This window comes from Pseudomonas sp. S34, assembly GCF_009866745.1.
GTDB lineage: Bacteria > Pseudomonadota > Gammaproteobacteria > Pseudomonadales > Pseudomonadaceae > Aquipseudomonas > Aquipseudomonas jessenii.
The window spans coordinates 3,628,271-3,647,888 of sequence record NZ_CP019398.1 but is presented as its reverse complement, the minus strand read 5'-3'; the positions used below and the strand labels follow the sequence as shown (position 1 = coordinate 3,647,888).

General features: G+C 61.9%; 14 protein-coding genes. 4 read left to right on the top strand and 10 right to left on the bottom strand.

The genetic code is table 11. The annotated features are described in order from the left end of the window. Positions 1-2,271, bottom strand: a complete 2,271-nt coding sequence (locus tag PspS34_RS16230) for a PAS domain-containing sensor histidine kinase (protein WP_154861928.1) — start codon at positions 2,269-2,271, stop codon at positions 1-3. Positions 2,272-2,501: 230 nt separating this feature from the next. Here PspS34_RS16230 and PspS34_RS16225 point away from each other — a divergent pair, with 230 nt between their 5' ends. The 4 genes from PspS34_RS16225 (at position 2,502) to PspS34_RS16210 (ending at position 8,141) form a co-directional block, all read left to right on the top strand. Next, positions 2,502-4,124 (top strand): acyl-CoA synthetase, encoded by a 1,623-nt coding sequence (locus PspS34_RS16225; RefSeq protein ID WP_150813940.1) that lies wholly within the window; start codon positions 2,502-2,504, stop codon positions 4,122-4,124. Positions 4,125-4,242: 118 nt separating this feature from the next. Further along, a complete protein-coding gene (locus tag PspS34_RS16220) occupies positions 4,243-6,015 on the top strand; it encodes an acyl-CoA dehydrogenase C-terminal domain-containing protein (RefSeq protein WP_150813941.1) in 1,773 nt (590 codons plus the stop codon). Positions 6,016-6,101: 86 nt separating this feature from the next. Beyond that, a complete protein-coding gene (locus PspS34_RS16215) occupies positions 6,102-7,058 on the top strand; it encodes a LysR family transcriptional regulator (protein WP_154861925.1) in 957 nt (318 codons plus the stop codon). Between the two features lie 54 nt (positions 7,059-7,112). Continuing rightward, positions 7,113-8,141 (top strand): helix-turn-helix transcriptional regulator, encoded by a 1,029-nt coding sequence (locus PspS34_RS16210; protein ID WP_150813943.1) that lies wholly within the window; start codon positions 7,113-7,115, stop codon positions 8,139-8,141. 67 nt (positions 8,142-8,208) lie between these two features. Here the strand turns inward: PspS34_RS16210 and PspS34_RS16205 are convergent, their stop codons facing one another. The 9 genes from PspS34_RS16205 to PspS34_RS16165 all read right to left on the bottom strand — a co-directional run bounded on the left by PspS34_RS16205 (position 8,209) and on the right by PspS34_RS16165 (position 19,529). Continuing rightward, positions 8,209-9,132 (bottom strand): transporter, encoded by a 924-nt coding sequence (locus PspS34_RS16205; protein WP_154908504.1) that lies wholly within the window; start codon positions 9,130-9,132, stop codon positions 8,209-8,211. 107 nt (positions 9,133-9,239) lie between these two features. Further along, complete coding sequence (locus PspS34_RS16200) at positions 9,240-10,424, bottom strand: serine hydrolase domain-containing protein (protein WP_159390162.1); 1,185 nt, start codon at positions 10,422-10,424, stop codon at positions 9,240-9,242. A gap of 178 nt (positions 10,425-10,602) precedes the next feature. Continuing rightward, positions 10,603-11,283 (bottom strand): TetR/AcrR family transcriptional regulator, encoded by a 681-nt coding sequence (locus PspS34_RS16195; protein WP_159390161.1) that lies wholly within the window; start codon positions 11,281-11,283, stop codon positions 10,603-10,605. Further along, positions 11,280-12,908, bottom strand: coding sequence for a methyl-accepting chemotaxis protein (locus PspS34_RS16190; RefSeq protein WP_159390160.1), 1,629 nt, complete (start codon positions 12,906-12,908; stop codon positions 11,280-11,282). The genes PspS34_RS16195 and PspS34_RS16190 overlap by 4 nt, the downstream gene beginning before the upstream one ends. 66 nt (positions 12,909-12,974) lie before the next feature. Next, the gene (locus PspS34_RS16185; RefSeq protein ID WP_159390159.1) at positions 12,975-14,126 is read right to left on the bottom strand and encodes an acyl-CoA dehydrogenase family protein; all 1,152 of its coding nucleotides are present in this window, start codon (positions 14,124-14,126) and stop codon (positions 12,975-12,977) included. 18 nt (positions 14,127-14,144) lie between these two features. After that, positions 14,145-15,233 carry an enoyl-CoA hydratase/isomerase family protein gene (locus PspS34_RS16180; protein WP_154861919.1) on the bottom strand — a complete coding sequence of 363 codons (1,089 nt, stop codon included), beginning with the start codon at positions 15,231-15,233 and terminating at the stop codon, positions 14,145-14,147. Positions 15,234-15,235: 2 nt separating this feature from the next. Further along, on the bottom strand, positions 15,236-16,126 hold the full coding sequence (gene mmsB / locus PspS34_RS16175; RefSeq protein ID WP_090456035.1) for a 3-hydroxyisobutyrate dehydrogenase: 891 nt from the start codon (positions 16,124-16,126) through the stop codon (positions 15,236-15,238). A gap of 89 nt (positions 16,127-16,215) precedes the next feature. Next, entirely contained in the window at positions 16,216-17,724 is a 1,509-nt protein-coding gene (locus tag PspS34_RS16170; RefSeq protein ID WP_150813951.1) for a CoA-acylating methylmalonate-semialdehyde dehydrogenase, read from the bottom strand. A 101-nt stretch (positions 17,725-17,825) separates the two neighbouring features. Continuing rightward, positions 17,826-19,529 carry an AMP-binding protein gene (locus PspS34_RS16165; protein WP_154908494.1) on the bottom strand — a complete coding sequence of 568 codons (1,704 nt, stop codon included), beginning with the start codon at positions 19,527-19,529 and terminating at the stop codon, positions 17,826-17,828. Positions 19,530-19,618: the final 89 nt, after the last annotated feature.

Genomic DNA, 19,618 nt, shown 5'->3' with positions numbered 1-19,618 from the left:
CTATTGTTGTTTTGTTGGGCCGGCAAGCGGCAAGCGGCAACACATCAGCAGCCCGACAGGCTGGCGCCGGGCATTCAATTCGCCACCGAAACCTTCGATGATGCTGCGGCTCATGGACAGACCGAGCCCCAGGCCATCGGCCTTGCTGGTGTAAAACGGGGTAAATATCTGTTCCAGTTCCGGCTCGCTGACGCCCGGCCCCTGGTCTCGCACACTGATTTCCACGCAGGCGCCACTGCCATGCTCCACGGCCATCACGATCACAGAGGGTTGCCCGGGATGTTGCTCACGGTTGGCATCGATGGCATTGCGCAACAAATTGAGCAACACCTGTTCCAGCAACACGCGGTCGGCATAAACGGGGGGCAGATTATCGGGCAGTCGATCCTCGATTGTCACTTGGCAATTACTCGCCTCCCAGGCACACAAACGCACGGCTTCGCGGGCGACGTCGGTCAAGTTCAGCGCCTGCATGCGACGCTGTCCCTTGCGCAAAAAGGAGCGTAACCGTCGGATCACTTCGGAGGCGTGGGTGGCGTGATGGGTAATGCGTTCCAGGCCCTGGGTCACTCTGGCAGCGGCCTGGGGATTGGAATCCAGCGTTTGTAGATAGCGCTGGCTTGCATTCGCATAGTTGACCACGGCAGCCAGCGGCTGGTTGATTTCGTGGGCAATCCCCGAGGCCAGTTCACCGAGAGTGACCAGCCGTGCGGTGTGTGCCAGTTCGTCCTGATGACGGCGCTGTTGCACTTCCCGCAGCTCGCGCTCGGTCATGTCGCGCGCGACCAATGAGTAATAACGCTCACCGCCGGCGGAACGGTGCGCCAGCAGTACCAGCGACACCGGCACCGATGTGCCCCCGCCCGGTGGTTGCAAACGCGCATCGGTGCTCCAGACACCGTCGCGCTCGGCGCGCCTCCAGCCATCGCGTTGCAGGCGCGCAAGGTCGCCGCTTGCGAACAACGTGGCCAGGGCCGGCATGGGTTGTTGCTCATCAATCCCGAGGATGCGTCGCGCGGCTGGATTGAGGTAAGTGACCTGGCCCTCGGGAGCGATGAACAACACCGGGTCAATGTTGGCCTCGACCACTTCGGCCAGGCGTCGCTTGTTCTCCTCGGCCTGCACCCGGGCCGTGATGTCCCGGGATATGCTGACGATTTCGACCACCGCCCCGGTGTAGGTTTCGCGGATCGCCCGGCTGGCGGTTTCGAACCACAGGTAGTGGCCGTCGCGATGGCGAATGCGATAGGTCATGGTGTGATAGCCATCCTGCTCCAGCGCATCGCGCGCGCGCTGCACCAGAGCGGCCAGGTCCTGGCTATGAAACAGGCCCTGGGCCATTTGCCCGCGCAACTCTTCAGGCCAGTAACCGAGCAGGGTCCAGGACGCCGGTGATGCATCGATAACGCGACCTTCGGGGGTGTGACGGGATATCAGGTCAGTCGTGTTTTCGATGATCAGCCGGTACAGCCGTCGTGCGGTGGCCGCTTCACGCTCCGCCAGCACTTGCGCCGTGGCGTCGCGGCAACGGGCGAGCACTCGGTTGTCCTGGGGATCGGGAATGAACGTCCAGATCAGGATCTGCGTTTCAAACTGAGCCTCGACACCTTCGACGGCGCGTTGCTGGTCCAGGCAGGCACGCACCAGCACCCGATGATTGACCGGTAAAAAGCCCAACACATCGGTCAGTGACTTCTCGGCGAGCAGCGCCATCAGTGCCGCGTTGAACTCCAGCGGTCGACCTTGCGCATCGAGCAACAGGCTCGGTTGCGGATCGTGACCCAACAGTGGCGAACCACGCAGCAGGCCGTTGACGCTGCTCAGCAGCGTCGTCAGCAAATCCTGCACCCAGCCCAGCCAATCGAGACTCACGCCCTCGCGCACTTCCACCAGCAACAAGCCCGGCTGCCCCGGCTGCAAGGCCAGATCAAATACCTGGCCATGGCTGATCGCGGCCCGGCGCAACCGGCCGGACAACCAGCAATCGAGTTGACGGACTTGAGCCAGGTCCAGGCGGCCTGCCTCGACCAGATGCTCGAAGAGCAACTGGTCGCTGGCCAGCGCCGGGTCGCCAAGTCCCGGCGGCAAATGCTGAGCGGCGCCCTCATGGCTGTAGATCCGCGCATTGGGCTGCCAGCTCAGGTAAACCGCCCGCTGCACCTCAGGGCAATCCTGCAGCGCCCGACACAGCGCATCGGCCCGGGTGGCCAGAGACACACCCTCGCGCTGCAGGCGCAACCAACTGTGCAATCGAACGGGCGTCAGGGTCATTGCGGGTCCACTTTCTCAGGGAAACCAAGCATATACCAGCCTTGGAGCGTTGGCGGCATTGATTCGGACTTAATAGAAATAGATATAGTATTAATACTATACGACGTAGGTTCTACTTCCATATCAATGACGCAGTGTTATATAAAGTCATCCGGACTTTGAAGGTGACTGCGGCGACTACGCTGCAAGGTCAACCATAGAGCTAACAATCAGCCATCGAGTACCCGCACATGTCTATCTATGACCAAGGCCTTGGCCCTTCGGCTGTCAATCACATTGCCTTGTCTCCGCTGAGTTTCATCGAGCGCACCGCCAGCACTTATCCCGATCACCTCGCCGTCATCCACGGTTCGATTCGCCGCACCTGGGCGCAGACCTACACCCGTTGCCGACGCCTGGCCTCGGCGCTGGCCGGTCGCGGTATCGGCAAGGACGACACGGTGGCGGTGATGCTGCCCAACATTCCCGAGATGCTTGAAGTGCATTTCGGTGTGCCGATGATCGGCGCCGTGCTCAACCCGCTCAACGTGCGCCTCGATGCCGAGGCGATCGCATTCATGCTGCAGCATGGCGAAGCCAGGGTGTTGATTACCGACCGCGAGTTCCATGATGTGATCCAGGCAGCGCTTGGCATGCTGGATCACCCGCCTTTGGTGATCGACGTCAATGACCCGGAATACGGTGAAGGTCAGGCCGCGAGCGACCTTGACTACGAAGCGCTGTTGGCCGAAGGCGACCCGGCATTCGACTGGCAATGGCCGGGCGACGAGTGGCAGGCCATTTCGCTGAATTACACTTCAGGCACCACCGGCAACCCCAAGGGCGTGGTCTACCACCATCGCGGCGCTTACCTGAGCGCATTGGGCAACCAGATGACCTGGGCCATAGGCAACCATCCGGTGTACCTCTGGACCCTGCCGATGTTCCATTGCAATGGCTGGTGCTATCCATGGACCATCACCGCCCTGGCGGGTGTGCACGTTTTCCTGCGCCGGGTCGATCCACAGAAAATCCTCACGCTGATCCGCGAGCATCAGGTCACTCACCTGTGCGGTGCGCCGATCGTGCTCAATGCACTGGTGAACATGCCCGAATCAGCGAAAGCGGCCATCGATCACCCGGTCAATGCCTTGGTCGCGGGCGCTGCGCCACCGGCCAAAGTCATCGGTGCCGTCGAAGAGATGGGCATCAAGGTCACCCATGTGTTTGGCCTGACCGAAACCTATGGCCCGGTGACGGTCTGCGCCTGGCACGCCGAATGGGATGAGTTTTCCCTGGAGGAGAGGGCGCAGATCAAGTCGCGACAGGGCGTGCGCTACCCGACGCTGGAAGGCTTGATGGTCGGCGATAGCACAACGCTGGAGCCAACCCCGCGTGACGGCCAGACTATCGGTGAGATTTTCATACGCGGTAACACCGTCATGAAGGGCTACCTGAAGAACCCGAGCGCCACTGCCGAAGCGTTCGAAGGCGGCTGGTTCCACACCGGTGACCTGGCCGTCTGGCATCCTGACGGTTACGTCGAAATCAAGGACCGGCTCAAGGACATCATCATCTCGGGCGGCGAGAACATTTCCACCATCGAACTTGAAGGGGTGCTCTATCGCCACCCGGGTGTGATGGAAGCAGCCGTGGTCGCCCGTCCCGATGAGAAATGGGGCGAAACGCCCTGTGCCTTCGTCACCTTGAAGGCTGACCACCAGGACGTTCGCGAGGCTGACATCATCAGTTTCTGTCGTGAGCATCTGGCCGGATTCAAAGTACCGCGCACAGTGATCTTCACGCTCTTGCCAAAGACTTCCACAGGCAAGATCCAGAAGTATGTGTTGCGCGAGCGGGCCAAGGCGCTCTGACCCGATCTGACATTGCATCCATCTGGCAGCAGGTGTTTGACCTGCTGCTGCGGGTTCGTGCAGGCCGAATTCGGCTGTGCCGTGCCCATGACACAACCGTGCCAACGAGGTTTACGTTATGCCCGAATTCAAAGTCCCGCTGCGCGACATGCGCTTTGTGCTGCACGAAGTGTTCGATGCTCCGGCCATGTGGGCGCGCCTGCCGGCCTTGACCGACAGCATCGACACCGATACGGCAGACGCCATTCTCGAGGAGGCGGCCAAAGTCACCTCGCACCTGATTGCGCCCCTCAATCGCAGTGGTGACGAAGAAGGCGCGCAGTGGCACGAGGGCCGGGTCACCACCCCCATCGGTTTCAAACAGGCTTACGCAACCTACATCGAAGGCGGTTGGGTGGGACTGTCCGGCAACCCCGGGTTTGGTGGCATGGGCATGCCGAAAATGCTGGCCGTGCAGTTCGAAGAGATGCTCTACGGCGCCAACTCAAGTTTTGCGCTGTATTCCGCATTGAGTTCCGGTGCCTGCCTGGCGCTGGACGCCCACGCCAGCGATGCCCTGAAAAACCTCTATCTGCCGCCGATGTATGAAGGCCGCTGGGCCGGCTCCATGTGCCTCACCGAGGCCCATGCCGGTACCGACCTGGGGCTGATCCGCACCCGCGCCGAACCTCAGACTGACGGCAGCTACAAGATCACCGGCAGCAAGATTTTCATCACCGGGGGCGATCAGGACCTGACTGAAAACATCGTTCATCTGGTACTGGCCAAACTGCCGGACGCGCCTGCTGGCCCGAAGGGCATTTCGCTGTTTGTCGTACCTAAAGTCCTGGTCAATGCCGACGGTTCCCTCGGCGCGGCCAACGCCGTGAGTTGCGGTTCGATCGAACACAAGATGGGCATCAAGGCCTCGGCCACCTGCGTGATGAACTTCGACGGCGCCAGTGGCTGGCTGGTCGGTGAAGAGAACAAAGGCTTGGCGGCGATGTTCACCATGATGAATTACGAACGCCTGTCGATTGGCATTCAGGGCATCGGCTGCGCCGAGGCGTCCTACCAGAGCGCCGTCACCTATGCTCGCGAACGCGTTCAAGGTCGGGCTCCCACCGGTGCCTTGGCCCCGGACAAACCGGCCGACCCGATCATCGCTCACCCGGATGTGCGGCGCATGCTGCTGGGCATGAAAGCCATGACCGAAGGCGGTCGCGCATTCGCCTGCTATGTCGGGCAACAACTGGATCTGTCGAAATTTTCCGACGATGCCAGCGAGCGCGATTGCGCGCAGATCCTGGTTGCGTTGCTGACGCCAGTGGCCAAGGCGTTTTTTACCGACACCGGCCTGGAAAGCTGCATCAACGGCCAGCAGGTTTTCGGCGGCCATGGCTACATTCGCGAATGGGGTCAGGAACAATTGGTCCGTGATGTGCGTATTGCACAGATCTACGAAGGCACCAATGGTATCCAGGCATTGGACCTGCTCGGACGCAAAGTGCTGGCCAACGATGGCGTCGCGCTACGCCTGTTCGCTCGGGAAGTGCGCCACTTCGCGCTGCACCACGAAAGCGCGTATGGCAGCGAACTGCTGAAGGCCCTGGAGCGTCTGGAGGGCCTCAGCAACTGGCTGCTGGAGCGGGCCAAAGCCAACGCCAACGAAGTCGGCGCAGCCTCCGTGGAGTACCTGCACCTGTTCGGCTATGTCGCCTACGCCTACATGTGGTCGCGCATGGCCGCCGTGGCCCGGTCCAGACTTGACCGGGACCCGCCGTTCTACGCTGCCAAACTGGCCACCGCCGAGTTCTACTTCGCCCGCCTGCTGCCACGGACGCTGAGCCTGGAAGCCAGCATCCGCGCCGGCAGTGCGCCCCTGTACGGCCTTGCAGACGAACAGTTCTGACGATTGAGCGTTGCGCGGCGCCTTGCCACTCCCCGGGCCCGCGCTTTTTATTCACTGGCCCTCTCAAAGTACGGCAGGAAAGCCTGATGAATATGCAAACAAGTACAACGCAAGGTCACTTGAACTGGGACGACATGCGCTTCTTTCTCGAGGTCGCTCGTGCTCGCACCGCAAGCGGTGCAGCTCGCCGCCTTGGGGTGGACTACACCACGGTAGCGCGACGCATCCGCGCCCTGGAGCAGAGCCTGGGCGCCATGTTGTTCGAGAAATCGCGAACCGCGGGCTTCGTGCTGACCGTGGAGGGGCAGCGCCTGGTCTGTCACGCCGAAACCCTGGAAAGTACACTGCTGGTAGCCTGCGAACAGGTTTTCGGCACCACCGGAGGGCTTGCCGGGCACCTGCGCATCGGCTGTACCGAAGCCTTCGGGTCCTGTTTCATCGCAGCGCAGATGAGCCACTTCCTCGAGCACTACCCGAATATATCGGCGGATATTTTGCCGGTCCCGCACTTCGTCAACCTGTCACGGCGCGAGGCGGACATCGCCATCACCCTGGAACGGCCCGAGCGCGGTCCGTACGTGTGCTCGCGGCTGTGCGATTACCGCCTGCGTGTGTATGCGACGCCGGAGTACCTGGCCAGTCATCCGCCGATTGGCTGTCGCGAGGATCTGGCCGGTCACCCGTTCGTGACCTACGTCGATGATCTGGCCTTCAGCTTCAAGCTGCTCTACCTGAACGACCTGATGCTCGGCGCGCGCAGCCGCCTGCGCAGCACCAGCGTGGTCGCCCAGTACCATGCGGCTCTGGAAGGGCGGGCGCTGGCGATCCTGCCTTGCTTCCTCGCCGGTCCCGACCCGCGCCTGTGCGAGGTGCTGCCGGATCAGGTGGAGGTCACGCGACAGTTCTGGATGTACTACTGTGAGGACCTGCGCAACCTCAAGAGGATTACCCTGGTGGCCGACTACCTGCGCACCTGCGCGGAGCTCAATCGTCCGCTGCTGATGGGCGAGTCACACCAGATGGTCTACCCGCCGTTGCTCTGAGTTGCAGGTCTGGGCATCGATTGGACCCTAAAAAAATAAAAATCAGGTGTCTCTATGCTTCTCGAACATGCGTTGTTAACCGATGCCAGCGGCAAGCCGATTCACCAGCATCACAAAAGTTTTTCAACCGAGTGGGATGAAATCAGCGACTGGTCGGATCGCATGTATATGCCCTACCGTGTGGCACCCAAAGGGCAGGCCATCAAGCCGCACGCCACCATGCATTCGTCCAGGATTGGCGAGTTGACGCTGACTCGTTTTGCCTATGGCGTGCCGGTGAGCGTCGATGAATTTTCGCCCGAAGCGGGGAATGCGCTACTGCTCACCACTATTCGCGGCAATGCCCGGCACTGGACCCGGCGTTCCGTCACCGAGGATACGGCAATGGGTGAATCATTCGTTGCCGATTGCAGTCGTGTCGATTACCGGATCGACCTCGACCCTGATCACCTGCAACTGAATCTGACCATTCCTCATGCCGTATTGGAGCGGATGGCGCTGCAGTGGTTTGGGTTCGTGCCCGATGATCAGTTCTGGAGACACAAGTGCGTCATCGGCGGAGTCGGGTCGAGCTGGCTGAGTTTGCTGGAGTACACGGTTCGTTGTATTGCCGAAGCTCCCGCACACATGGCTGAAGGGCGAATGGGTACTCACCTGGAGCAAAGTCTTTGCGTTCATATGCTGCAAGAATGGGCTGGCCGCGCCGGGCGGGCAGGGCTTGATTTGAATAGTCCACTGAACCGGATTGCACCCCGTTATGTCAGGGCTGCCGAAGAGTTCATGAGTGCCAATGCTGCGAGCCTGCCGACGATGGGTGAGATTGCCAGTGCGGTAGGGACCAGTGTGCGGACATTGAGTGGTGCCTTCGCGCGTTTTCGCGGCATGACGCCCGGTGCGTTCCTGCGTGAGCAGCGATTGCAGGGGGCGCACCGCGATCTGCTGGCGGCGGACCCGCAATCGGGAACCACCGTTTCGGCCATCGCCTTTCGCTGGGGTTATCTGAACCTGGGTGAATTTGCGGGGATCTATCGCAAGCGTTTCAGTGAATTACCCTCCCAGACCTTGCAGCGCCGGCTGCGCTAGCGATTCGAGGCGGTACGAGGGCATCGAGAGCGGTGTCCATCCCGCTCTCGGTGCCATTCACTGTGGGTCAGAACACCCACAACAGCCTTAGGTTAACCCGCTGGTTTTCCTTGAAACCGTTGTCGACCGAGACGTCCTGGCCGTAGTTGAGCAGGGCCTGGAAGGAGGGGGTTATCCAGTATGACGAGCCGACACGGTATTTGCTGGTGTCGGGTTCATCGTTCTGATCCTGACCGTCAATGCGCGTCTCACCACCCCAGAGTCGAGACGCACCCACATGCACCGAAAGCTTTGGTGTCACGGCGTACCTCAGGTAGGTCTGGGTTTGCCACTGCGGCTTCTGGCGCAACGTCAGGTCTTGACTCGTGAGATCGTCATTTTTGCCAAAGAAGGTCACATCCGCGGTGAGGTCCAGGGAAAGTTTTTCAGTGAGACCGGTCACATAGCCTGTCTGCAATGTCATCTTCCAACGGTTTTCGCCAAGGTTGAGTGCATCGTTGCGGTCATAGTTTCCGGTCGGCACGTACAGGTAGGGTGCAATACCCCAGTAACGATTTTTCGCCGGGTCATTCACGAGCCATAGAGTGGACGCCAGAATCAGATCGCCCATGCCACTGGTTTGTCCCAGCGAGTCGTTATCGCGTGTTCCTTCCAGGCGACCGAAGGGCAGCAGGAACTGTGTATTGATCGTGTAGTCGCCCAACTGCTGGTAATGCGCGGCGCGCAGTATGCCGATATCCGAGTCGAGCCCCGCTTTGATCGCAACCTTGTGACCATCACTGTAAAGCGACCGCCGCTGCGCATGCTGCAGGTAAAGCAAACCGATATTGCTGCCGGCTGGAAGCGCAGCGGTGTATTCGCCGGCGTCCACATCGATGGCCTGGGCGTTGCCCGCCAGAATCGCCAGCACGAGGCCGGCACCGATCGTTGAAGTGTCAAGTGCGCGCACCAGGGGCCGAACGCGCGCAGGGGTACGTGTGGAGATCTCCATGAATCACCTGTTTTGTTTTTGTTGGTTTTTGGAGAGGAATTTTTTCGTGCAGCATCGCCTGGAGCCCCGGGGGGCTCTCATGCGATCTGCATCGAATCAGTGCCGGGTCAGCGGGTCAGATAGCGGTAGGCCGCCGTTTCGAAATCCAGATAGGCATTGACCGAAACGGAATCGGCGAACGGCAGTATCTGGGTGGCCCAAAAACCGCCGATGCCGTTCTTGCGGTCGATCCAATAGAAAAGATTGGCCAATCCGGCCCACGCCAAAGAACCCGCAGGGCGACCGGTGGGGGCGTCTTGATCGTTGATCATGAAACTCATCGCCCACGACTTGGGCATGCCCGGGAAGAACTCTGCGGTATTGGTGAGACTGGGGATAACGCCGGGAAGGGCTTTTACTTTCAGGTTTTCGAGACCATTTTTTTCCGCGAAACGAATCGTTTCCGGTTTGAGAATCCGTCCGTGATCCCCCTGTCCATCGTTAAGCCAGGCACGGATAAACTGACAGTAATCCTTCACGGTCGAATACAGGCCATGGCCTCCCATGTGCACTTCGGGAGCCTGTGGCAGGATGAAATCCTCGAGTGCGCAAAGCGATCCATCCTCTGCGCGTTGGTGCATGCTGGCTCGCCGCTGGAGCATCGACGGGGTCATGGTAAAGGCGGTATCGGTCATGCCCAGCGGCTCGAAAATACGCTGCTGCATGACTTCACCCAGACGCTTGCCGGTGATGGCCTCGACCACCAGGCCGGCCCAATCCATGTTGGAGCCGTATTCCCACTGTTCACCCGGCTCAAACAGCAAGGGTGTTTGAAGCGCCGCCAACGACCCGCTGATGATGCTGGGTTGTCCTTGTGCCTGGGCTAGTCGGTTGTAGTTTTCGTTGAAGAACTCATAACCCAGACCTGCCGTATGAAGCAGAAGCATTCGAGTGGTGATGTGTTTTCTGGGGGCGCGAAGGCGAGGCGTTCCGTCGCTATCAAACCCTTCGAGCACCTGCAGTTCGCCGATCATCGGCACATAGTTCCTGGCAGGCGCATCGAGATCCAGTCGGCCCTCTTCGAACAACTGCAGCACCGCCGTGGCGGTTATCGCTTTGGTCGTGGAAAACATGGCGAAAACGCTGTCGGTCGTCATGGCAGGGGCTTGACCCTGCGTCCGTTGACCTGACGCACCCTCATAGACCAGACCGTCACGCCCGACTAATGCCGCGACTACGCCTGGGACGCGCTGCGATCCAGCCGTGGCAGCATCGAGCAAGTGGTTGAGTGATGATGTAAAACCTGGATTCATTATTTTTATTCTCCTTACACCCGACCCATAGCCCGCTGGGCTGGAGCTTATGGTGGGGTGTGCAGTGGCAGGACTGATTGACCCGATGTGAAGCGATGAACATCGGGGCCAGTGGAGAGTAAGAAAATAAAATCCGAGGGTTTGTCGGCTGTCGGCAGAGGGTGTCGGAATCAGGTACTTATTTAAGTGCCTGGGAGGAGGGCGATGCGTGAACGACTGCCGTCTCAGTTGCCCGCAATGCACCCTGCAGGGTACTCATCACCATCTCATGCAGCAGCTTGCGGCGTGCTCCAATGCCGGCCTTGGGCTGCCCAACCCAGGCCGGTAGTTGATTGAGCAAGGACACGATGCCGCTAACGGTCGCGCGCCGGGTGACGCTAGCCGGTTTACCGGTGAGTTGGTCTATGGTCTCCACCAGATGCTGCTCGTAGTGTCGGCGCAGGGTCAGAATCGAGGCTTGCTGTTCGCAGCTCAAACAATGGAGGTCGTACTCAGCCAGGCGGAAATGCGCGGCCATACGCTCGTGGAGCCGCAGGTGCGCCTCAAGCAGGCCGTGCAGTCGTACAGTGGGGGCGGATTTGCGACGGGTCACCAGGCTGGCGCCGTCAAGCAACGCTTCGTAGAGCTCCTCGATCAGTTCAAACAGCAGTTCCTCTTTGCTATCGATGTGGTTGTAGAGGGAGCCGGCGGTGATCCCCAGGCAAGTGGCCAGGTCGCGCATGCTGACTCGGCTGAAACCATGTCTGGCGAACAACTCGACAGCCTTGTGCCGGGTTTCCAGGTAACGCGTGTTGCGTTCTTCGTCGACAGGCACGGCAAAAAGGGTTTTGGAGGGCTGCATGTGACTCATCGACCTCATACGCGAAACTGTCCCAATAGCCGATTGAGCTGACCCGCAAGTTGGCCCAGTTCCTGGCTCGCCTCGTTGGACCGGTCTGCTGCCTGGGCACTTTCGTGGGCCAGGGAGGCTGCGCGGGTCACGTTCTGGTTGATGTCTTCGACCACGTGTGACTGCTCCAGGGTGGCGCTGGCGATCGAGGCGTTCAGTTCAGTGACATTGCGTAGTGCGCCGAGTACCTGGTGCAGGCTTTCAGCCGTTTGGTGGGCCTGTTCCACGGTTTGTCGAGCGGCTTGGCTGCTGGCATTGATGACATCTACTGCAGCTTGCGAGTTGCCGTGCAGGCGCTCGATCATGTCCTGGATTTGCGCGGTGGACTGCTGGGTGCGCTGGGCCAGCAGGCGCACTTCGTCTGCTACCACGGCGAAGCCGCGACCCTGTTCGCCAGCGCGCGCCGCCTCGATGGCAGCGTTCAGCGCGAGCAGATTGGTCTGCTCGGCGATGGCGCGGATCACTTCCAGCACGCTGCCGATCTGGGTGCTTTCCCGGGCCAGGCTCTGGATCACCTCGACGGCCTGGCCGATGGTATCGGACAACTGGTCGATCTGGAGCAGGCTGATGTCGATGTTGTGCTGGCCTCGACGTGCCTGTTCTTCGGCCTGGCGAACTTCGTTGGCAGCGTGCTCGGCGTTCTTCGCCACTTCCTGCACGGCGTAGGAGACCTCGTGGATGGCGGCGGCCACCAGTTCCATCTGCTGCGATTGCTGCTGGCTGTGGTTGTGGCTATCGGCGGCGATTTCGCCGAGCGACTTCGAAGCCTGGTCCAGGCTGTCAGCGGACTGTATGGACTGACCGATCACGCCGCGCAGCTTGTTGGTGAACACGTTGAAATGGCCGCTCAAGTCTGTCAGTTCATCGCGCCAGCGGTTATCCAGATTGCGGGTCAGGTCGGCTTCGCCGCTGGCGATGTTCTCCATCGCATCGACCACCCGCGCCAGTGGCGAGGCGATACTGCGGGCAATCAGCAGGATCAGCGCACTGAGCAGCAGGGTGATCGTCAGCAATATGACGCAGGCCTGAATCAGCTGGCGGCGGAACTCGACTTGCACGTCGTCTATGTAGATCCCCGAGCCGACAATCCAGCCCCAGGGCTTGAACAATTCGACGTAGGAAACCTTTTCCACCGGCGCGTCGGAACCCGGTTTTGGCCAGCGGTAGTGCACCAGGCCGGCGCCATCACGTTTGGCCGTGGCGACCATTTCGTCGAACAGCGCCTTGCCGTCCGGATCGAGTGTACCGGCCATGCGCTTGCCCTCGAGCCCGGCGTTGGGGTGCATGATCATTCGCGTGTCGAGGTCTTCGAGCCAGAAGTAATCCTCGCGGTCGTAGCGCAAGTCGCGCATGACCGCGATGGCCTGCTGCTGCGCCTGCTCACGACTGAGGCCCTGGCCTTCCAGGCTTTGGAAGTGACGCAGGATGCCGCTGGCGGTCTCGACCACGTGGCGGGTTTTCAGCGCCTTGGCGGTATAAAGGTCGTTATAGCTCTGCTTGAGCATCAGGCCGGCGAGTATCAGCAGCATCAGGATGGATGTCAGCAAAATCAGCCACAGACGGCGGCTAATGGAAATATTGCGCAAGCCGGGCATGGGCAGCTCCACAAGGGGCAAGACAGGGAAAAGCCGGACGCGGCAGTCGCGTCCGGCTGGAGGAGGTCAGAGCGCGTAGTGGCTCAGTTCGCGGGCGATCAGCAGGCGCTGGACTTCACTGGTGCCTTCGTAGATCTGGGTGATGCGCGCGTCGCGGTAGTAGCGCTCTACCGGGTAGTCTTCCAGGTAACCGTAGCCGCCATGGATCTGCATGGCGCTGGAGCACACGCGCTCGGCCATTTCCGAGGCGAACAGCTTGGCCTGGGAGGCTTCGGACAGGCACGGTTGCCCGGCGCTTTTCAGGCGCGCCGCATGCAGGATCAGCAGGCGGGTGGCGTTGAGTCGGGTGTGCATGTCGGCGAGCAGGTTGGACACGCTCTGGTGCTCGATGATCGGCTTGCCGAACTGGATGCGTTCGCGGGCATAGCCCAGGGCAGCCTCGAAGGCGGCGCGGGCGATACCCAAAGCCTGGGCGGCGATGCCGATGCGGCCGCCTTCCAGGTTGGACAGGGCAATGGCCAGCCCCTTGCCGCGTTCACCCAGCAGGTTGGCCTCGGGGATGGTGCAGTTGTTCAGAGTCACCGCGCAGGTATCGGAGGCCTTGATGCCCATCTTGTGTTCGCTGCGGTCGACCACGAAGCCGGGGTTGTCGGTCGGTACCAGGAAGGCCGACAGCCCCTTCTTGCCCAGCTCCGGATCGGTGACGGCGAAGACAATGGCCAGCTTGGCGCGCCTGCCATTACTGACGAACTGCTTGGCACCGTTGAGTACCCACTGACCGTCGCGCAGCTCGGCGCGGGTGCGCAGGTTGTGTGCTTCGGTGCCGGCCTGTGGCTCGGTCAAGCAGAAGCAACCGATCGCCTGGCCACTGGCCAGAAGCGGCAACCAGCTGTCTTGCTGGAGCGGGCTGCCATATTTCAGCAGAGGGCCGCAGCCCACTGAATTGTGGATGCTCATCAATGCGCCGAGGGCACCGTCGCCGGCCGAGATTTCCTCCACGGCCAGGGCATAGGCCACATAGTCGGTGTAGCTGCCGCCCCAAGTGTCCGGCACGACCATACCCAGCAGGCCCAACTCGCCCATCTGCGCCACCACGGCGTCATCGATCCAGCCGGCCTTCTCCCAGGCCTGGGCATGCGGCGCGACTTCGCTGCGGGCGAAGTCGCGCGCCATGTCGCGGATCATGCGTTGTTCTTCGGTCAATTCGATATCGTGCATTGCAAAGTCTCCTGCCGATCAGGCGGTGCGTACGGGCTTGCCGCAGGCGCGTTGAAACTCGTTGAAGAAGGCCTGCACCCGGGCAGGTTCCAGCTCTGCCAGGGTTGGCGGGTTCCAGCGTGGGCGCTTGTCCTTGTCGATGATCAGGGCGCGCACACCCTCCATCAGGTCGCCCTTGTCGAACCACTGGTAGTCCAGGTGCAACTCCAGAGCGAAGCACTCGGCCAGGCTCAGGTAACGACCACGGCGCAACAACTCAAGCGTCGTGGCCATCGCCAGTGGCGAGCGGCTGTCGAGCAGTTTCACCGTCTGTTCGGCCCAGTCTTGCAGCTCGGGGCGTTGTTCACGCTGCAGCGCGGTACGAATGGCCGGGACATCGGGCAAGGCGAAGTACTCGTCGATCGCCTGGCGACAGGCCTTGAGCTCGGACCCGGCAAGACGCTCTGTGGCCATGTCGGCAAGCAGATCCTGCAAGTCTTCGTCGGGCGCAGCGGTCCAGTTCAGGTGGTCCAGACAGGCATCCAGCTCGGCCAGCCGTTCGCTGGGCAGGTAGTAGTCGGCAAGGTTCGCATAGAGGGCATCGGCGGCACGCACCTGGCAGCCGGTGATGCCCAGATAGGTTCCCAGTTCCCCCGGCAGGCGCGGCAGGAAATAGCTGCCACCGACATCGGGGAAAAAGCCGATGCCGACTTCCGGCATGCCCATCCGCGTACGCTCGGTGATCACCCGCAGCGAGGCGGCCTGGGCCAGGCCCATGCCGCCGCCGAGGACGAAACCATCGAGCAGCGCCAGCACGGGCTTGGTGTAACCATGCAGGTATTCGTCGAGGGCATACTCTTCCTCGAGGAACAGCTCGTGCTGGTTGTCGCCGGCCTTGTAGCTGTCGTACAGCATGCGAATGTCGCCGCCGGCGCAGAAGGCCTTTTCACCGGCGCCGCGAATGGTCACGGCGACGATCTGCGGGTCTTGTTCCCAAGCCCACAGGTGCCGGCATAGCAGGCGCACCATGGGCAGGTCCAGGGTGTTCAACGCGCTTGGCCGATTCAGTGTCAGGTGGCCGACGCGGTTGCGTACGCTGGCCAGCACCGGGGCTTGCTGCTCGCTCATGCTCAGGCTTCTCCGCGGAACAGTTGGATGATGGCGGAGAAGTCCAGGCCGCCATTACCTTGCAGGCTGAAGGTCTGGTACAGCTGCTGGGCTACAGCACCGAGCGCAACCGGTTGACGCGCGTGCCTGGCCGCTTCGGTGGCCAGGCCCAGATCCTTGAGCATCAGGTCGCTGCCAAAGCCGCCGCTGTAGCCGCGTGAGGCCGGCGCGTTTTCCAGTACACCCGGGAACGGATTGTTGACCTCCGAGCTCCAGCAGCGACCGCTGGAGGTATTGATGATCCCGGCCAGCACCTTGGCTTCCATACCCAGGGCCACACCCAGGGCCATGGCTTCGGCGACGCCGACCATGGAGATGCCGAGCAGCATGTTGTTGGCGATCTTGGCCACTTGGCCGTTGCCGGCTGCGCCGCAGTGCACGATGTTCTTGCCCATGGCCGATAGGATCGGCAGGGCCTGGTCGAACACACTGTCCGGGCCACCGACCATAAAGGTCAGGGTGCCTGCCGCCGCGCCGCCGGTGCCGCCGGATACCGGCGCGTCGAGCATCGGGTTGCCTTGGGCAAGGGCATATTTGGCCACTTCGCGGGTGCTCAGCGGGTCGATGGTCGAACTGTCGATAAGCAACACGCCTGGGCCGATATTGGCCAGCAGGCCGTCCTTGCCGCGATAGACCTGCTTCACGTGTTCGGCGGTCGGCAGCATGGTGATGATCACCTCGACCCTGGCCTTGGCCACGGCGGCGGGCGAGTCGGCGGCGCTGGCACCGGCCTCTACCAAGGCGGCGACCGCCTGGGGGAAGGGATCAAAGACGGTCAGGCTGTGGCCAGCCTTGAGCAGGTTACGGGCCATTGGGCCGCCCATGTTGCCGAGGCCGAGAAATCCGATATGCATGTTGGCTACCTTTTACGATAGGGGGCAGTGGCGCAGGAAATCCTGCGCGCGCTTGTCGTCGGCCGACGCAAGGCGCCGGCCGGCAAAGGTCATTTCAGGGTGATGGTGGTGTTCACCGCGCCGCTGGTGTCGTCCTCGTCGAACCAGCGCTGGGTGATCGTCTTGGTCTGGGTGTAGAAGGTCACCACTTGCTTGCCGTAGGGGCCCAGGTCGCCCAGCTTGGAGGCGCGCGAACCGGAGAAGGAGAACAGCGGGACCGGTACCGGGATTGGCACGTTGATGCCGACCTGGCCGACGTCGATCTCTTCCTGGAAGTGACGCGCGGCAGCGCCGGAACGGGTGAACAGGGCAGTGCCGTTGCCGTTCGGGTTGGCGTTGATGATCTCGATTGCCTCATCCAGGTTGGCGGCGTGCATGACGCACAGTACCGGGCCGAAGATCTCTTCGCGGTACACGGACATTTGCGCCGTGACGCCGGAGAAAATGGTCGGGCCGACGAAGTTACCGTCCTGGTAGCCCGGCACGCTCGGGTTGCGCCCATCCAGTTCAAGCTTTGCACCTTCTTCGATGCCGCTGGCGATCAGGCCGTTGACGCGGTCCAGGGCGGCGCAGGAAATCACCGGGCCGATGTCGGTGCCTGGCTCGGTGCCGCCATTGATCTTGAGGGTCTTGGTTCGCTCAATCAGGTCCGGTAGCCAAGCCTGCGCTTCACCGACCAGGATCACCACGGGCAGAGCCATGCAGCGCTGGCCGGCGGCGCCGAAGGAGGCGCCCAGCAGGTTGTTCAGGGTCTGCTGCCGGTTGGCATCGGGCAGGACGATGGCATGGTTTTTCGCGCCCATCATGCATTGCGCGCGCTTGCCGTTCTGGGTGGCGCGGTTGTAGACGTGGGTGCCGACCTTGGTCGAGCCGACGAAGGACACGGCCTTGATATCCGGGTGGTCGCAGATCAGGTTCACCGCGTCGACGCCGCCGTGGATGACGTTGAGTACACCCTTGGGTACACCGGCTTCCAGCGCCAGTTCCACCAGGCGCATGGTCACCAGCGGGTCTTGCTCGGACGGCTTGAGGACGAAGGTGTTGCCGGTGGCAATGGCCATCGGGAACATCCATAGCGGGATCATCGCCGGGAAGTTGAACGGGGTGATGCCGGCGCACACGCCCAGCGGTTGCAGCAGGGTGTAGGTGTCGACGCCGTTGGCCACGTTGTTGGCCAACTCGCCCATCTGCAGGTTGCCGATGCTGGCGGCGTGCTCGACCACTTCCAGGCCGCGGAACACGTCACCTTCGGCATCCGGCAGGGTCTTGCCTTGCTCGGCGGTCAGCAGGGCGGCCAGTTCCTTGATGTTCTCGCGGATCAGTTGCTGGTACTTGAGGAAGACACGGGAACGGGTACCGATCGGGGTCTTGCGCCAAGTCTTGAAGGCTTGCTTGGCGCTGGCGACGGCGGCGTTCATTTCCTCGGCGGTGGCGAAGGGGACGCGGGCCAGGACTTCCTGGGTGGCCGGGTTGACTACGTCGCGCCACTGAGTGCTGCGCGATTCGACGAATTCGCCGTTGATGAGAAGCTTGACGCTTGGAATGCTGGAAGAGGTCATTTTCAGTTCTGCCTACTTTCTTTGGGTCGAGTTAAGCCACTCGGCCTGGATGGCCGAGCGGTCGGATTTGGATTCAGAAGGGCCGGCGTACCGGCCTGGGTTCAGCCCTTGAGTTGCGGGAAGTCTTCTTCGAAGTATTCCTGCGGGCCACGTGCGTCGCCCTGACGGCGCTGCGTTTCCATTTGCCGCAGTTCCACCCGGCGGATCTTCCCGGAGATGGTCTTGGGCAGCTCGCTGACAAATTCGATGCGCCGTACCCGCTTGTAGGGCGCCAGGTGCTCGCGGGCGAACGCGAAGATGCTGCCGGCCAGTTCGTGGCTGCCCTGGGCTTCATGGGCCAGGATCAGATAGGCCTTGGGCACTGCCAGGCGCACCGGGTCGGGGCTTGGCACCACGGCCACTTCCATCACCGCCGGGTGCTCGATCAGCGCGCTTTCCAGCTCGAAGGGGCTGATGCGGTAGTCGGAAGCCTTGAACACGTCGTCGGCGCGGCCGACGAAGGTGATGTAGCCCTCTTCGTCGATCTGCGCGGTGTCGCCGGTGCGGTAGTAGCCGTCGCGCATCACTTCGGCGGTCTTTTCCGGGCTGTCCTCGTAGCACAGCATCAGGCCGAGCGGGCGCACATCCAGCGGCAGGGCCACTTCGCCTTCGTTACCCGGCACGCCATCAGGGTCGAGCATGGTCACCCGGTAGCCCGGCAGCGGACGGCCCATGGACCCCGGCTTGAGCCGCTGGCCAGGCGTGTTGCCGACCAGGGCGGTGGTTTCCGACTGGCCGAAACCGTCGCGCAGCAACAGGCCCCAGGCGTGCTGGATCTGCTCGATGATCTCCGGGTTGAGCGGCTCACCGGCGCCCACCAGTTCACGCAGGCGCAGGCGTGTCTTGTAGCTGGCCAGGTCTTCCTGGATCAGCATGCGCCACACGGTAGGCGGCGCGCACAGGCTGGTGACGCCGTAGCGTTCCAGCACGCCGAGCAGGGCTTGCGCGCTGAAGCGTGCGGTGTTGTGGATAAAGATGCAGGCACCGGCATTCCATGGTGCGAAGAGGCAACTCCAGGCGTGCTTGGCCCAGCCCGGGGACGAAATGTTCAGGTGCAGGTCGCCCGGCTGCAGGCCGATCCAGTACATGGTCGATAGGTGGCCGACCGGGTAACTCTGGTGACTGTGCAGCACCATCTTCGGCTTGGAGGTGGTGCCGGAGGTGAAGTACAGCAGCATCGGGTCGGTGGCGAGCGTTTGGCCCTCGACTTCGAACTGTTCGGAATATTCGCTGGCAGCGCTGTGCGGGGTCCAGCCTGCGGGGGCCGGGCCAACACAGATGCGGCTGCAGCCTTCACCCAGGCCGTCGAACTTTTCGACATGAGCGGCGCCGACCACCAGATGACGCACATGGCCACGCTCGATGCGATCACGCAAGTCTTCAGGGGTCAGCAGGGCGGTGGCGGGGATGACCACGGCGCCGAGCTTGAAGGCAGCCAGCATGGTTTCCCACAGGGCGATGTCGTTACCGAGCATCAGCAGGATGCGCTCTCCGCGGCGCACGCCCAGGGCACGCAGGTGATTGGCCACCTGGTTGGAGCGCGCGGCCAGCTGCTGGAAGCTGTAGCGTTGTTCGCTGCCGTCCTCTTCGACGATCCACAGGGCATTGGCCTGGTTGCCCTCGGCCATGGCGTCAAAGTAATCCAGAGCCCAGTTGAACTCGGTCAACTGTGGCCAGCGGAAATCACGCACAGCTGTGGCGTAATCGGTGCGGTGTTCCAGCAGGAAGTCTCGGGCGGCGAGGAAAGGTTGGCAGTTGTTGTTCATTGGAGTCTCCCGAGACGCGCGCGGGTACCTGAACGTGGGGAGACGACGGCAAGCAAGAATGGCTTCACGGTGGGTGCCCTGTTTATTTT